Origin of the sequence: [Clostridium] citroniae WAL-17108 (assembly GCF_000233455.1) — a bacterium.
GTDB classification, from domain to species: Bacteria; Bacillota; Clostridia; order Lachnospirales; family Lachnospiraceae; genus Enterocloster; species Enterocloster citroniae.
The window spans coordinates 32,256-46,986 of record NZ_JH376424.1 but is presented as its reverse complement, the minus strand read 5'-3'; the positions used below and the strand labels follow the sequence as shown (position 1 = coordinate 46,986).

Here is a 14,731-nt window from a genome sequence, read left to right as displayed (position 1 = left end):
CTCCTGCTCTGCAAAACGTGCATCAATACACTTCTCCTGCTCTGTAAAACGTGCATCAATACACTTCTCCTCGCTCTGCAAACGTAGCATCAATACGCTTCTCCTGCTCTGCAAAACGTAGCATCAATACACTTCTCCTGCTCTGCAAAACGTGCATCAATACGCTTCTCCTGCTCTGCAAAACGTGTATCAATACGCTTCTCCTGCTCTGCAAAACGTACATCAATGCGCTTCTCCTGCTCTGCAAAACGTGCATCCATGCGTACATCCATGCGTTCCTCAGAAGCCGAAATCTCTTCCTTCATAATAATACGGATCATCTCTAAATCCCTTTTATCAAGCATCTCTTCCCTCCTTTCCAAAGAGTTTACGCTCGGAGTCTCCGAGAGTAAACAAGAATATAAAACACCCGGGTGAAAATCCAGGTGTTCTGATCGTTAAGTTACTGTCTCGATCACAGGCGGTAATCTATATATAGCATATATGGCGGTCAATTTCAATATCCGAAAACGGACTCCCCAAACTTTTTAAAAAATGGGGTAAAATAAACTTTATTCATCTGCAGTGTTTTTCCCGAAATACAAAAACAGGAACCGGTCTTGATCCGGTCCCCGTTCCCATTCCCCCGTCAGGTCCCATATCTTTACATGTTACTCGCTGAGATATGCTTTCTTTACCTGATCATTATTCATAAGTTCCCCGGCATCCCCGCTGAGGGCGATATTGCCGGTCTCCAGAACATATGCCTGGTTGGCGATGGAGAGGGCCTTCTTCGCATTCTGTTCCACTAAAAGCACAGTAGTCCCGTCCCCGTTGATCTTCTGGATGATATCAAAGATCTCGTTTACGTAAATGGGTGAGAGTCCCATGGAGGGCTCATCCATTACAATCATCCTGGGATGGCTCATAAGGGCACGCCCCATTGCAAGCATCTGCTGCTCGCCGCCGGAAAGAGTTCCGGCCAGCTGATTCTTCCGCTCCTCCAAACGTGGGAAACGGCTGTAGATCATTTTAAGGGTGCTGTCTATCTCTTCCTTGTCTTTCCTGGTGTAAGCTCCCATCTTCAGGTTCTGAAGAACCGTAAGGGTTGCAAACACTCTCCTGCCCTCCGGCACATGGGCAATGCCCATATTGACCAGTTTATATCCGGGAACCTTGGTTATATCCGTTCCCTCGTAAATGATCTTTCCTGATTTTGCGCTGATCAGACCGGTAATGGTGTGCAGGGTGGTGGTCTTTCCTGCCCCGTTGGCACCGATAAGCGCTACGATCTCTCCCTGGTTTACATCAAAGGAGATTCCCTTTATGGCCTGGATCACACCATAGTATACTTCCAGGTTTCTGACTTCAAGCATAGCCATAATAACCTCTCCTCCTATTCACCAAGATACGCTTTTACTACTTCCGGATTGTGCAGGACCATGCCGGTCTCACCCTGGCAAAGGACCTGGCCAAAGTTCAGTACGGTCAGTTCTTCACAGATTCCGCTTACCAGCTTCATATCGTGTTCAATGAGAAGGATCGTCATATCAAAATTGTCCCGCACAAAACGGATGGTTTCCATAAGCTCTGCTGTCTCGTTGGGATTCATACCTGCCGCAGGCTCGTCCAAAAGAAGCAGTTTGGGTTTTGTGGCAAGCGCCCTGGCTATCTCCAGCTTTCTCTGCTTGCCGTATGGCAGGTTGGATGCCTTGTAATCACATTCATGATCCAGCCCGAATACATGTAACAGCTCCATGGCCTTTTCATCCATCTGCTTCTCTGTCTTATAATACCTTGGCAATCTGAAGATACCGGCCGCCGTGGAGTATTTGTAGTGGTTGTGCAGTCCCGCCTTTACATTGTCCAGCACGGACAGATCCTTAAACAGACGGATATTCTGGAACGTCCTTGCAATCCCTGCCTGATTGATCTCCGTGGTCTTTCTTCCCGTTACATTGACGCCGTCCAGCTCTATGCTTCCTGCATCCGGCTTATATACGCCCGTAAGCAGATTGAAGATCGTGGTCTTTCCGGCGCCGTTAGGCCCGATCAGGCCATAGAGCTGCCCTTTATCAATACTGATCTGGAAATTGTCAACTGCCTTAAGTCCGCCAAAGGAAATGCTTAAATTCTTTACTTCAAGTAATGCCATGTTATGCCGCCTCCTTTGCCGGATTCTTATCTTTCCTGCTGAACTTCTCTGCCACACGCTCACGCATGGTCACAAACTGCGGCGCGGAGTTAAAGAGCATGGCAAGGATCAGCACCACAGCATACATGAGCATACGGTAGTTGCTGAGTCCCCTGAGCATTTCCGGAAGAAGGTAGAGGATAACGGTTGCGATCACCGATCCCCGGATACTTCCAATGCCTCCCAGAACCACATACACTAGGATCATAATGGACATGTTGTATCCAAAGTTCTTGGGCAGCGCTGTCAGGGTGGTCAGGTTGTGGGCGTACAGTACGCCCGCCACACCGGCCAGACCTGCGGAAACAGAGAAAGCCAGCAGCTTATATTTTGTGATATTGATACCAATGGACTCTGCTGCGATCCGGTTGTCGCGGATCGCCATGATGGCGCGTCCCGCTCTGGAATTCACCAGATTGATCACTATAAACAGGGTGACCAGAACCAGGATCACTCCAATGGTAAAGGTAGCGGTCTGGGGCGTTCCTGTAATTCCCTGGGCCCCCTTGATCAGCACTTCGCCGCCCTCCTCCAGGTTCAGGGACATGGAATCCTTAAAGGAAATATGAAATCCTGCCGTGTCACGTCCCAGATAAACGGCGTTTACCAGGTTCTTGATGATCTCGCCGAATGCCAGGGTTACAATGGCCAGATAATCGCCTCTCAGGCGCAGTACCGGAATACCGATCAGTATGCCGAAGGCTGCTGCTGTGACAGCCCCGATGATAATGGCGATCACCATTCCCAGGGTGGGGTCAATAACCCCCTTCATACACTTGGAAAACAGGGCGCCTGCAAATGCGCCCACGCACATAAATCCTGCATGGCCCAGGCTCAGCTCACCCAGGATACCAACAGTCAGGTTCAGGGAAACAGCCATGATCACATAGATACAGAAGGGAACTAAAAGTCCCTTCATCAGGCTGGACACATGGCCTGTACCCACCAGGATCTGCATGATGACATAGGCTGCCGCCACCATTCCGTAAGTGATCATATTATTGATAAATGTTTTACGCTTTGCGTTACTCTTCATACCGGCACCTACACTTTCTCATTAATCTTCTTGCCCAGAATACCGGTGGGCTTTACAAGCAGCACAATGATCAGCACAGAGAACACGATGGCGTCCGACATCTGTGAGGATATGTATGCTTTTGCAAGGATCTCGATTACACCCAGGAGGATCCCGCCAATAAATGCACCGGGAATAGAGCCGATGCCGCCGAACACAGCAGCAACAAAGGCTTTGATGCCCGGCATGGAACCGGTATAGGGAGTCAGGGACGGGTAAGCCGAGCACAGGAGCACGCCTGCAACGGCAGCCAGTGCGGAGCCGATCGCAAACGTAAGGGCAATGGTGCCGTTGACATTGATCCCCATCAGGGTAGCTGCCCCACGGTCCTCCGAAACAGCCAGCATGGCCTGCCCTGCCTTGGATTTGTTGATAAATGTGGTCAGACCGATCATAATAACGATACAGGAAAGAATGGTGACAATGGTCTCCCCTGTGATCGTCATCTGTCCGCCCGCCAGTTTGATGGCCGGAATAGTAACAACAGATGTAAATGACTTCGTATCCGCACCAAATATAAGCAGTGCCACATTCTGCAGCAGATAACTGACACCAATGGCCGTGATAAGTACTGCAAGAGGAGAGGCGCCGCGCAGGGGCTTATAAGCGATCCGCTCAATGGTCATACCCAGCAGCGTACAGGCCAGAACTGCCACCAGTACCCCTACCATGGGAGGAAATCCCATGGTGCTGACCGTGACAAATACCACGTAGCTGCCAATCATAATAACATCGCCATGAGCGAAGTTCAGCATTTTGGCGATCCCATAAACCATTGTATACCCAAGAGCTATAATGGCATATACACTGCCCAGGCTGACGCCGTTGATCAAATAGTTAATAAAGCCCATACCTACACCTCTTTGTCTGAAGTCTTTTTTAATTTACCACTATGAAGCGGCAGAATACTGAAATTAATATATCACAGAAACTTACTATAAACAAGAGGGTTGTCATCGAGACAACCCTCTGTTGGGTTTCGCATTATGATCTGCAATCGCTGCAATTACATTGCTGTGTAAGCTCCGTCCACAACCTTAACAGCCTTAGGTGCCTTATGAGGCTCGCCGTCCTCTGTCCAGGTCATACCCTCGCCGGTCAGTCCATCCAGCTTGATGTTCAGCATAGAGGTCTTAAGTGCATCACAGATAGCGCTTGCATCCATATCAGATGTCACGCCTGCATCTTCCATTGCTGCCTTGATGGCGTAGATCGCATCATAGGCATCGGCTGCAAACTGTACAGGAACTTCATTGTATGCATCCTTGTAGCTCTTTACAAAGTTAACGGTCAAATCATCGGAAGCATCCGCTGCAAATGGTGTAAGAAGCATCAGGCCCTCTGCCAGCTTGGTGTCAAAGTTCTGAACCTGAAGGATACCGTCCATACCATCGCATCCAAAGAACTGAGGAGCAAATCCTGTCTTGTCAGCCTGCTGTAAGATCAGGGAAGCCTCTGTATAGTAGATAGGCAGGAATACCAGCTCGGCGCCTGCATCCTTTGCCTTCTGTAACTGTGTGGAGAAATCCTTGTTGCTGTCAGCGGTAAATGCTTCTGCTGCAACGATCTCAAGACCCTGGTTTTTGGATTCTTCAGCAAACTTCTCATAGATACCGCTGGAATATACATCAGAGCTGTCATAGATAACAGCGATCTTGGAAGCCAGCTTGTTCTCACCAATGTACTTGGCGGAAGCTGCACCCTGATCCGGATCGGAGAAGCAGATACGGAATACGTTGGGGTTTGCCGCACACTCTACAGCAGAACCGGATGGTGTGATCTGGAACATGTTGTCAGAGGCCGTCTTATCAGCAACCGCAATACAGGGAGCAGAGGTAACGGTTCCCATAAGAGCCTGCATACCCCAGTCTTTTAACGTATTATAGGCATTGACAGATTTCTCTGCGTCATGCTCATCATCTTCAAATTTAAACTCAACCTGAGCACCGTTAATTCCGCCTGCGGCATTGATCTCATCCACTGCCAGCTGGGCACCGCGCTGAACAGCCAGGCCGTATACTGCAGCACCGCCGGTAGTCGGCCCAATTCCGCCGATCTTGATCACGCCGCCGGCTGCTTCTGTGGTTTCTGCCGCCTCACCTGCCGCTGTGGTTTCCCCTGCCGCACTTGACTCAGCAGCCGGTGCTGCTGTGGTTGTTTCTGCTGTCTTGGAGCCTCCGCACGCTGTCAGGGAAGCTGCCATGGCCACTGCCAGGCCAAGACTAAATAATCTCTTCTTCATAAATGTTTCCTCCTCTTGCTTTTCCTTACGTTCCACGATCTATAGCATCGCTGTATTATCATGGACTTTCTATGTAAAGCTTTCTATATTATAGGTAGTCCGGAAGAGATTGTCAACCTTTTCATGAAAATATTAAGTCGATTTTAGGGATTTGCAGAAAAATTATCCTAAAATTTGCTGTATTTCCTCAAAATGAACCAATTTTTAGGGGAGGGGACCATATTCAGGCCTTCCCTCCCCTGCTATTCCAGGAAAATATGTTTGTTTTCACTCTCTGATCTTACTCTTCTTCCCATTCCAATCCGGAGTTTTCAATCCGCTTATCCCTGAGCATCAGCTCCAGCACCGCCTCCTTGGCTGGCATACCCCCAAACAGGATGGCATTGACCTGCTCCACAATGGGCATGGAAACATGGTGCTGCCGGGACAGGGCCAGGGCTGCCTTGGCGGAATATACTCCTTCCACCACCATATTCACCTCAGCCATGGCTTCCTCCATGGTGTAACCTTTGCCAATGAGGATACCGGCACGCCGGTTACGGCTGTGCATGCTGGCACAGGTAACGATCAGGTCCCCGATTCCCGTAAGACCTGCAAATGTCTCCATCCTGCCTCCCATATCCGTGCCCAGGCGTGATATCTCCGCAATCCCCCTGGTGATCAGGGCCGCCTTTGTATTATCCCCGTAGCCCAGACCGTCAGCCATGCCGGATGCCAGAGCGATCACGTTCTTTAAAGCTCCGCCCAGTTCAATTCCCAGAATGTCAGGGCTGGTATAAACGCGGAACACCTGGCTCATGAATATACCCTGCACAAACTCCGCCACATGTTTTTTGTGGGCGCCTGCGACACAGGTGGTGGGAAGACCCTTGCTGACCTCCTCCGCATGGCTGGGTCCTGAAAGCACTGTAACCTCAGCCTCCGGCAGTTCTTCCTCAATGATCTGCGACAATGTCATAAGGGTATTCTCTTCGATCCCCTTTGCCACATTTGTAATAACCTGGCCTTTCTTGATATATGGTTTCATCTTCTGCGCCGTGCCGCGCACAAAGACTGAGGGCACTGCCAGGATGAGAAGATCCCTGTCCTCCATTGCTTCCTTCAGATCTTCTGTGAATCCGATGGATTCCGGAATATGCAGATCCGGCAGATTCCTGTGAGTGTGTGTTTTCTTAAGTTCCCTCACTTCCTCCGGTATCGCCGACCAGATGATCACCTGATGTCCGTTGCCGCTCAGCAGTACAGCCAGCGCGGTTCCCCATGTACCTGCTCCAATTACACCAATTGATGCCATAACTTCACCGTCCATTTTCAGTTATTTATTTCTTTTTTGCGCCTACTTTATTCTCCTTGCCCTGCACCAGCCTTACAATATTGGCCCTGTGCCTCCAGAAGGCCATGGCGGCGATCACTGCGGAGATACCATAAAATTCCGGTCTGGCCGCAGCAGACAGTCCGTAGGCTCCCATCTGTCCCATCACCACATTCCAGACCACTAAAATGGTGGATACAATAAGAGATCCCAGGGATACATACCTGGTCACAGCCACGACCAGGACAAATGCCGCCAGGCACAGCAGCATCAGCCTCCAGTCCAGGGAGGTGACAATTCCTGCAGTTGCCGCAATTCCCTTACCGCCTTTGAAATTCAGATAAAACGGGAAGTTATGTCCCAGTATGACTCCGAATCCGGCGTATAGAATCCACACATAAAGATAATCCGGCTGGCTTCCAAACAGGATCCTTACCAGAAAACAGGGGATCACTGTCTTAAAAAAGTCTCCCAGAAATACAATGAGTCCCGCCCTCACTCCCATCACCCTCAGGGCATTGGTGCTTCCGGAGTTTCCGCTTCCGTGCTGGCGGATATCGATCCCCTTATACTTGCCATAAAGATAACCGGTCTGAAAAAGTCCAAACACATATCCCATAACTAAACATATGATACGTTCCATTCCTTTATCCCCCCTTGTCTGGCTTACTGCTCTTTTGCCTTGCGTTCCCGGGTAATAAACTTTAGGGAAGTTCCCTTGAATCCAAAGGCATTCCTGATCTGGTTCTCCAGGTATCTGGTATAGGAAAAATGCATCAGTTCCTTGTCATTCACAAAGATCACGAATGTGGGCGGTTTCACAGCCACCTGGGTCATATAGTAAATCTTAAGTCTTTTTCCCTTGTCTGACGGCGGCTGCTGCATGGCAACTGCCTCCGTCATGATCTCATTGAGTACTCCTGTAGCCACGCGCAGTGTCTGATTCTGGCGCACCGCATCAATCAGCTCAAACAGCTTTGGAAGGCGCTGTCCTGTCTGGGCGGAAACAAAAATGTATTCCGCATAGGGCATAAAGGATAATGTATTCTTTATCTTATTGGTGTACTCGTAAATGGTCTTATCCGTCTTTTCAATGGCATCCCACTTATTCACCGCCACGATCACACCCTTGCCCCGCTCGTGGGCAATCCCTGCGATCTTGGCGTCCTGCTCCGTCACGCCCTCGGTGGCATCAATGACAATCACCACAATATCAGCCCGTTCCACGGCCGTAACCGTACGAATGATGCTGTACCGCTCCAGTTCTTCCTTGATTTTATTCTTGCGGCGCAGTCCTGCCGTATCAATAAACACATAGGGGGTGCCGTTGTGAATGATCTCCGTGTCCACCGCATCCCGGGTGGTGCCGGCAATGTCGCTTACAATCACCCGGTTTTCTCCCAGCAGCTTATTAATAATGGAAGATTTACCTACATTAGGCTTGCCCACCACCGCTATACGCGGACGGTCATCATCTTCCTCCTCCGCCTGCGTACCGTCAAAGTGCTTTGCCACCTCATCCAGCAGATCGCCGATCCCCAGGCGCGAAGCAGCCGATACCGGTACAGGGTCACCGATCCCCAGGTTATAGAATTCAAAGACATCATTGCCAAACTTGGCCACGCTGTCCACCTTGTTCACGGCCAGCACCACAGGCTTATGGGACTTGCGCAGCATGTCCGCCACCTTTGCATCGGAATCCACCAGACCCTGGCGCACATCCACGATAAAAATGATCACATCCGCAGTGGAAATGGCTATCTCCGCCTGCTCCCTCATCTGGGAAAGGATGACATCCCTGGCGTCAGGCTCGATCCCCCCTGTGTCGATCAGTGTAAAGTTCATATCCAGCCAGTTACAGTCAGCATAGATTCTGTCCCTGGTCACTCCCGGTGTGTCTTTTACAATGGAGATGGTATCTCCTGCTATCACATTAAACAACGTGGACTTGCCCACATTGGGCCTTCCCACGATTGCAACCACTGGTTTGCTCATCTTATTTCCTCTCTTTCAATCTGCCTGTATCTGCTTTTTTATCCGGCTTTCTTTTATCTGCCCTGCCTATATCTGCTTTCGCACGATCCGGTATTCATCCCCGGACTGATAATAAGGGCACTGGTACATGGTATTACTCAGAAAGCGTCCCATCTCATCCTCATCCAGATTCACTTCACAGATATAGTAGTCATTTTCCTCATCATATACGTAATTCCCACAGCACTCGCAGCTGGTCCTCACTGTCTTCCTGCCAGACTCCATCCGGTTCATACCCCTCATATCTATATTCTGCACCGGCACGCCTTCCATGCACGCCTTCTGCGCCTGCCCGCTTTCAAGATGAAACAATACCTGCGCAAAGTCATATCCGCTTGATTTTACTATACGTGCCCTTACTTGTAAAGCATTTTCTGAATCCACACCAATCCCATCAGTATATAACTTATATAATAACAATATTGCCCTTTTTTGTAAATGGCAAGTTCTTTTTCTGAAAATATTTTGTATTTTTTGAAGAAATACCCGCAACCCCTTGACCGGGCCAAATAAAAAATGGTATAAATCATATGTGGTATTTTGACAACATACGAGTATTAGTATTTATTTACTTATTTAACAAAGGAGCACAGCTATCATGGCTAACAATTATGTATTCAACGATTCCCTTCCTGTTGCGCCGCTAAAAATCGCTGCACTGGAAAGCTGTCAGGAACTGGCATCCAAGGTAAATGACCATGTTGTACAGTTTAGACGCAATGATATGGAAGAGCTTATGCGCCGCAAGGAGGATCTGCATTACCGCGGTTATGACGTGGATTCCTACCTTCTTCCCTGCAGCTGTCCAAGATTCGGCACAGGAGAAGGAAAGGCCGTTATCGGTGAATCCGTCCGCGGTACCGATGTCTTTGTGATGGTGGATGTGATGAACTACAGCATTCCCTACATGGTCAGCGGCTATACCAACCACATGTCACCGGATGACCATTTCCAGGATTTAAAACGGGTGATCGGTGCCTGTGTATCCACAGCCCACAGGGTAAATGTGATCATGCCTTTCTTATACGAAAGCCGTCAGCACAAGCGCAGCAAGCGCGAATCCCTGGACTGCGCCATGGGGCTTGAAGAGCTGGCAGCCATGGGAGTGGAGAACATCATCACCTTTGATGCCCATGACCCACGCGTGCAGAATGCCATCCCCCTTATCGGCTTTGACAATTTCATGCCTACTTATCAGTTTGTGAAGAGTCTCTTTGCACATGACTCCAGCATCCAGATTGACAAAGAGCACCTGATGATCATCAGCCCTGACGAGGGAGCCATGAACCGGGCCGTGTACCTGGCCAACAACCTGGGCGTGGATATGGGTATGTTTTACAAGCGCCGTGATTACTCCCAGATTATCAACGGACGCAACCCTATTGTGGCCCATGAATTCCTTGGTGCCTCCGTGGAAGGAAAGACTGTCCTGATCATTGACGACATGATCTCTTCCGGTGAGAGTATGCTGGATACCTGTAAGGAATTGAAGGAGCGCAAAGCAGGCAAGGTCATTGTATGCTGTACCTTCGGCCTCTTTACCAACGGCCTTGAGAAGTTTGACGAATTCTATACCCAGGGCTACCTGGACTATGTGATTACCACCAACCTGAATTACCGCAACCAGGAACTGTTAAAGAGGGAATGGTATCTGGAAGCTGACATGAGCAAGTATATGGCGGCTATCATCAACGCCCTGAACCATGACCGCTCCATCAGCGCATCTCTCTCCCCAACGGAGAAGATCCAGAAGCTGGTGCAGAAATACCAAAACGGCGGATATGAGTATTTCCAGAAATTAGTATAAGACAGGCTTTTCTCCCTGCCTGTTAGGGCTTTCCAAAAAGAGCACAACCCGTTCCCCATGGAGTGGATTGTGCTTTTTAATATCATGGGAAATTCCTCTGGAATTCCCTATGGTATAAAAAACGGTCCGCGGGGACCGGCCCGGTATGGCCGCTCCTGAACGGCAGCCCGCACACAATGGCCCTCAACGGATCACCGGAGGCACAAAAAGGCGGCCAGGTTTCCCCGCTCCTCTCCCACCCTGCGGTGGGAAAACAGATAGTCGCTGTTGCACATGGTGCAGATATTGGTGGTATGTATTTGTTCCTTTGGAACACCGGCTTCCCTGAAAATGATCTCATTGGCCTTCCACAGATCCATCTGGTATTTGCCCGGTTTTCCGTTGAAGCAAAAGAGATCCTGCCAATGTGTTTTGTCAAAGGCAGCCTTAAACTCCTCCGCCACCTCCTCACCTACTTCAAAGCATTCCCGGCAGATGCTGGGGCCAATGCAGACCACCAGATCTTCAGCCCTTGTTCCGTATGCCTCCTTCATGGCGTCAATGGTGACCCGGCCCATCCTCTTTACAGTGCCCCTCCACCCGGAGTGGCTGAGGCCAATGGCGCGGTTTCTTGTGTCCACCAGATATAAAGGCACACAATCCGCGTAAAAGGTCACCAGGGTGATGCCCGGTATATTGGTGATCAGGCCGTCCACATCCCTGTAGTCCCGTTCCCGTATAACGCCTTTCCCCTCGTCTTCCTCCGTCACCCTGCGCACATTTACGGTATGTGTCTGATAAGAGACAACCATCCTGTCCCGCTCCACCTCCAGGGCATCGGCCATTCTTGTGAAATTCTCCAGGACATGGGAGGGATCGTCCTTTCTGCTGTAGGAAAAATTCATGGTGGCAAATTTTCCTTTGCTGGCACCCCCCAGACGGGTGGAGAACCCATTCATGACCATTTTGGTGTGTTCCAATGCCTTAAAAGAAAGAAAGGGCACACCGCCCTGCTCACAGGTAATAAATATATCATTGCTGTTTTTATAGTTCCATTTGATCGCCATCGATTATCTCCTTACAAAGCATATCTAAAATGCATCCTGGACCAGCTCGACCCGTTCTCCCAGGATCCCCACCACATCAAATCGGCAGGCACAATCCTCAGCAAAACCGTGGCTGTACATATAATGGGCGGCAGCCTGGCGGATACGCCTCTGCTTTCTCTTATCCACTGCCTCAAGAGGACCGCCCATGCGGCCGTCTGTCCGGTACTTGACTTCCACGAATACCAGGCAGGGGCCCTGGGTACAGATCAGGTCCACCTCCCCCTGTCTGCAGCGGTAATTCCGCTCCAGGACGCGGTATCCTTTTTTCTGTAAATAAACAGCTGCCAGTTCTTCATAGCAGCTGCCTACTTCCCGTTTATTCATCTTCCTGCTCCACAAAATTCCTGATAAATGATCTTCTGTGAATGGGACATGGTCCCAGTTCCCTGATCGCCTGGATATGGGCCGCGGTCCCGTAGCCCTTGTGCTTTGCAAACCCGTAGCCCGGGAACATTTCCTCGTATTCCGCCATCATATGGTCCCTTGTAACCTTGGCCAGGACGCTGGCAGCTGCGATGGAAAGACTTTTTGCATCCCCTTTTATGATGGGCACCTGCTTCATAGGAAGGCCCGGTATGGTGACCGCGTCATTGAGAAGCACATCCGGTGTTACGCCAAGCCGGCCCACAGCATCCCTCATGGCTTCATAGGTGGCCTGTAGGATATTGATATCATCGATCCTGGCAGGGGACACAATCCCCACGCTCCAGGCTGCCGCCTTTTCCTTGATCTCCTCAAACAACTCCTCCCTCCGCTTTTCAGAAAGCTTTTTGGAATCGTTCAGGTACAGGATCCGGCAGTCCTTTGGGAGAATCACCGCGCCTGCCGCCACCGGACCTGCCAGCGGCCCTCTTCCCGCCTCGTCAATGCCGCATACATAGGCATAAGCTTCATATTCTTTTTCATACTGGGTCATGGCTTCCAGCCTGGCCAGTTCCTTCTCCAGTCTCTCTCCCTTTAGTACTCTTGCAGCCACAGTTATCCTCTCCTTATTCCCCGGGCTGTTCCAGGGTTACACGCCCCAGTTTCCCTGCCCGGAAATCATCCAGTAAAAGGGCTGATGCCCTTGCCACATCCAGCTCCCCGCCCTTCATCAGGCATGAGCGCGCTCTTGCAATGTCCTCCAGGATGGCGGCCGGCTCCTTATCCTCTGTCTCCAGGTCAAACCGGTTTAAAAGGGTTCCGGGATACTGCTCCTTCAATATGCGGATACACTGTCCGGCCAGTTCATCCTTGTTAAGGATCTGGTCATTGATGGAGCCGATGAGAGCCAGCTTAAGCCCCACGCTCTGGTCATCAAATCTAGGCCAGAGGATACCCGGGGTGTCCAAAAGCTCCAGGGTCTTGTTCAGGCGGATCCACTGATTTCCCTTTGTCACACCGGGCTTGTTGCCTGTTTTGGCACATGCCTTGCCTGCAAAGGAATTGATGAATGTGGATTTGCCCACATTGGGGATCCCCACCACCATGGTACGGATGGGGCGGTTTAAGATGCCCCGCTTCCTGTCGCGCTCGATCTTGTCCCTGCATGCCTGCTGCACCACGCCCTGCACCTGCTTTAAGGTTCCCTTATTCCTGGCATCGATCTTTACCACATGAATACCCTTTGCCTCAAACCAGGCTGCCCACTGGGCGTTCAGGCGCTCATCCGCCAGGTCTGATTTGTTGAGAAGCACCATCCTTGCCTTGCCTGCCGCCAGACTGTCAATGTCCGGATTACGGCTGGAAAGGGGCACTCTGGCATCCACCAGTTCGATCACCAGGTCAATCAGCTTTATATCCTCTTTCATGGCCCGTTTGGCCTTGGTCATATGACCGGGATACCATTGTATATTCATACCTTGTTAACTCCTGTTCTTATATGCTTCCTGTTCCTATATGTCTCCTGCTTTTGGTTATAGCTTCTATTTTGAACGGATCAGATCCAGTTTGAGTAAGGGATAGATGCGGAACCAGACCTTACCCTGTATCTGCTCTCTTTTTACATTTCCAATGTTGGAAAAGCGGCTGTCCTCACTGCTGTCCCGGTTATCGCCCAACAGGAAGTATTCGTCCTCCTCCAGCTGGATCGGCGTGTCGGCACGGCCGGCCAGGGAGACCTGCTCCAGTCCGTCCGGGGCCTCCAGCAGCTCACCGTCAATAAATACATAGCCGCCCTTGATCTGCACGGTCTCCCCCGGAAGCCCGATGACCCGCTTTACATTCTTTTTCCGGTCCTCACGTTCAAAGACCACGATATCAAACCGTTCCGGCTTTCCCACGTCATAGGCAAGGCGGTTTACCAGCACCACGTCATCGGCTGCCAGCACCGGCTGCATGGAATTGCCCGACACAAGGACCTGGGCACAAAAGCCATATACCAGAAACCAGGCAAGGGCCAGCACGATCACCACATTTACAACCCAGTGCACAATCCGGCGCAGCCAGGCCGTATCTTCATTTACATAAAACTCCATGGACCACACCCATTTCTCCCACTGTTGCCAGCGCTGCAAAAGAATAAGAAAGGGACAATTTTCATTGTCCCTTGTTCCCGTTTCAACTACCTGATTATTTAACTGATTCTTTAACCTTGGCAGCCTTACCAACCCTGTCTCTTAAGTAGTTCAGCTTAGCACGTCTTACTTTACCCTTACGAACAACTTCTACGTTGTCAACGCTGGGAGAATGTAATGGCCAGGTTTTCTCAACGCCGATACCATTGGAATTCTTCCTTACGGTAAATGTCTCTCTTGCTCCGCCGTTCTGTCTTTTAATAACAGTTCCCTCGAAAATCTGGATTCTCTCGCGGTTACCCTCTTTGATCTTGTTGTATACCTTTACGGTATCGCCAACGCAGAATGCGGGTACGGTTTCTTTCAGCTGAGCTGCTTCAATGTTCTTAATAATGTCGTTCATCGTGTGAACCTCCTTCATCTATTGGATGTTCTTAATACCATGTGCGGTAAATCAAATTCACTGCCTTTCAGTAACAGAGGACCATCTATTTCTTGTCACAAC

The 14,731-nt window shown here is 50.2% G+C and carries 17 protein-coding genes; 1 reads left to right on the top strand and 16 read right to left on the bottom strand.

Annotation, left to right across the window (positions count from 1 at the left end; all coding sequences use genetic code 11):
* Positions 1 to 89 precede the first annotated feature (89 nt).
* From HMPREF9469_RS17385 to HMPREF9469_RS33825, 10 genes are all read right to left on the bottom strand, one after another.
* The gene (locus tag HMPREF9469_RS17385; protein WP_007864243.1) at positions 90 to 344 is read right to left on the bottom strand and encodes a hypothetical protein; all 255 of its coding nucleotides are present in this window, start codon (positions 342 to 344) and stop codon (positions 90 to 92) included.
* A 306-nt stretch (positions 345 to 650) separates the two neighbouring features.
* Positions 651 to 1,361 carry an ABC transporter ATP-binding protein gene (locus tag HMPREF9469_RS17380; protein WP_007864241.1) on the bottom strand — a complete coding sequence of 237 codons (711 nt, stop codon included), beginning with the start codon at positions 1,359 to 1,361 and terminating at the stop codon, positions 651 to 653.
* Positions 1,362 to 1,375: 14 nt separating this feature from the next.
* Positions 1,376 to 2,134: an ABC transporter ATP-binding protein gene (locus tag HMPREF9469_RS17375; protein ID WP_007864238.1), complete on the bottom strand. Its 759-nt coding sequence runs from the start codon at positions 2,132 to 2,134 to the stop codon at positions 1,376 to 1,378.
* 1 nt (position 2,135) lies between these two features.
* The gene (locus tag HMPREF9469_RS17370; protein ID WP_007864235.1) at positions 2,136 to 3,209 is read right to left on the bottom strand and encodes a branched-chain amino acid ABC transporter permease; all 1,074 of its coding nucleotides are present in this window, start codon (positions 3,207 to 3,209) and stop codon (positions 2,136 to 2,138) included.
* 8 nt (positions 3,210 to 3,217) lie between these two features.
* Positions 3,218 to 4,099 carry a branched-chain amino acid ABC transporter permease gene (locus HMPREF9469_RS17365; protein ID WP_007864232.1) on the bottom strand — a complete coding sequence of 294 codons (882 nt, stop codon included), beginning with the start codon at positions 4,097 to 4,099 and terminating at the stop codon, positions 3,218 to 3,220.
* Positions 4,100 to 4,254: 155 nt separating this feature from the next.
* The gene (locus tag HMPREF9469_RS17360; protein WP_007864223.1) at positions 4,255 to 5,490 is read right to left on the bottom strand and encodes an ABC transporter substrate-binding protein; all 1,236 of its coding nucleotides are present in this window, start codon (positions 5,488 to 5,490) and stop codon (positions 4,255 to 4,257) included.
* Between the two features lie 280 nt (positions 5,491 to 5,770).
* Positions 5,771 to 6,784 (bottom strand): NAD(P)H-dependent glycerol-3-phosphate dehydrogenase, encoded by a 1,014-nt coding sequence (locus tag HMPREF9469_RS17355; protein ID WP_007864222.1) that lies wholly within the window; start codon positions 6,782 to 6,784, stop codon positions 5,771 to 5,773.
* Positions 6,785 to 6,809: 25 nt separating this feature from the next.
* Entirely contained in the window at positions 6,810 to 7,445 is a 636-nt protein-coding gene (gene plsY / locus HMPREF9469_RS17350) for a glycerol-3-phosphate 1-O-acyltransferase PlsY (RefSeq protein WP_007864221.1), read from the bottom strand.
* Between the two features lie 23 nt (positions 7,446 to 7,468).
* Positions 7,469 to 8,797 carry a ribosome biogenesis GTPase Der gene (der, locus tag HMPREF9469_RS17345; protein WP_007864220.1) on the bottom strand — a complete coding sequence of 443 codons (1,329 nt, stop codon included), beginning with the start codon at positions 8,795 to 8,797 and terminating at the stop codon, positions 7,469 to 7,471.
* Between the two features lie 66 nt (positions 8,798 to 8,863).
* A complete protein-coding gene (locus HMPREF9469_RS33825) occupies positions 8,864 to 9,061 on the bottom strand; it encodes a DUF6472 family protein (protein WP_040416804.1) in 198 nt (65 codons plus the stop codon).
* A 373-nt stretch (positions 9,062 to 9,434) separates the two neighbouring features.
* Between HMPREF9469_RS33825 and HMPREF9469_RS17335 the strand changes: the two genes are divergently transcribed.
* Entirely contained in the window at positions 9,435 to 10,643 is a 1,209-nt protein-coding gene (locus HMPREF9469_RS17335; RefSeq protein WP_007864217.1) for a ribose-phosphate pyrophosphokinase, read from the top strand.
* Positions 10,644 to 10,834: 191 nt separating this feature from the next.
* On the opposite strand, the gene pgeF is transcribed toward HMPREF9469_RS17335, so the two are convergent.
* The 6 genes from pgeF to rplS all read right to left on the bottom strand — a co-directional run bounded on the left by pgeF (position 10,835) and on the right by rplS (position 14,629).
* Entirely contained in the window at positions 10,835 to 11,689 is an 855-nt protein-coding gene (pgeF, locus tag HMPREF9469_RS17330; RefSeq protein ID WP_007864216.1) for a peptidoglycan editing factor PgeF, read from the bottom strand.
* Positions 11,690 to 11,713: 24 nt separating this feature from the next.
* The gene (locus tag HMPREF9469_RS17325) at positions 11,714 to 12,055 is read right to left on the bottom strand and encodes a YraN family protein (RefSeq protein WP_007864213.1); all 342 of its coding nucleotides are present in this window, start codon (positions 12,053 to 12,055) and stop codon (positions 11,714 to 11,716) included.
* The gene (locus HMPREF9469_RS17320) at positions 12,048 to 12,707 is read right to left on the bottom strand and encodes a ribonuclease HII (protein ID WP_007864199.1); all 660 of its coding nucleotides are present in this window, start codon (positions 12,705 to 12,707) and stop codon (positions 12,048 to 12,050) included. The genes HMPREF9469_RS17325 and HMPREF9469_RS17320 overlap by 8 nt, the downstream gene beginning before the upstream one ends.
* 13 nt (positions 12,708 to 12,720) lie before the next feature.
* Positions 12,721 to 13,569 carry a ribosome biogenesis GTPase YlqF gene (gene ylqF / locus HMPREF9469_RS17315; RefSeq protein ID WP_007864197.1) on the bottom strand — a complete coding sequence of 283 codons (849 nt, stop codon included), beginning with the start codon at positions 13,567 to 13,569 and terminating at the stop codon, positions 12,721 to 12,723.
* Between the two features lie 66 nt (positions 13,570 to 13,635).
* Entirely contained in the window at positions 13,636 to 14,187 is a 552-nt protein-coding gene (gene lepB, locus HMPREF9469_RS17310) for a signal peptidase I (RefSeq protein ID WP_040416738.1), read from the bottom strand.
* Positions 14,188 to 14,281: 94 nt separating this feature from the next.
* Positions 14,282 to 14,629: a 50S ribosomal protein L19 gene (gene rplS / locus HMPREF9469_RS17305; RefSeq protein WP_007864195.1), complete on the bottom strand. Its 348-nt coding sequence runs from the start codon at positions 14,627 to 14,629 to the stop codon at positions 14,282 to 14,284.
* Positions 14,630 to 14,731 lie beyond the last annotated feature (102 nt).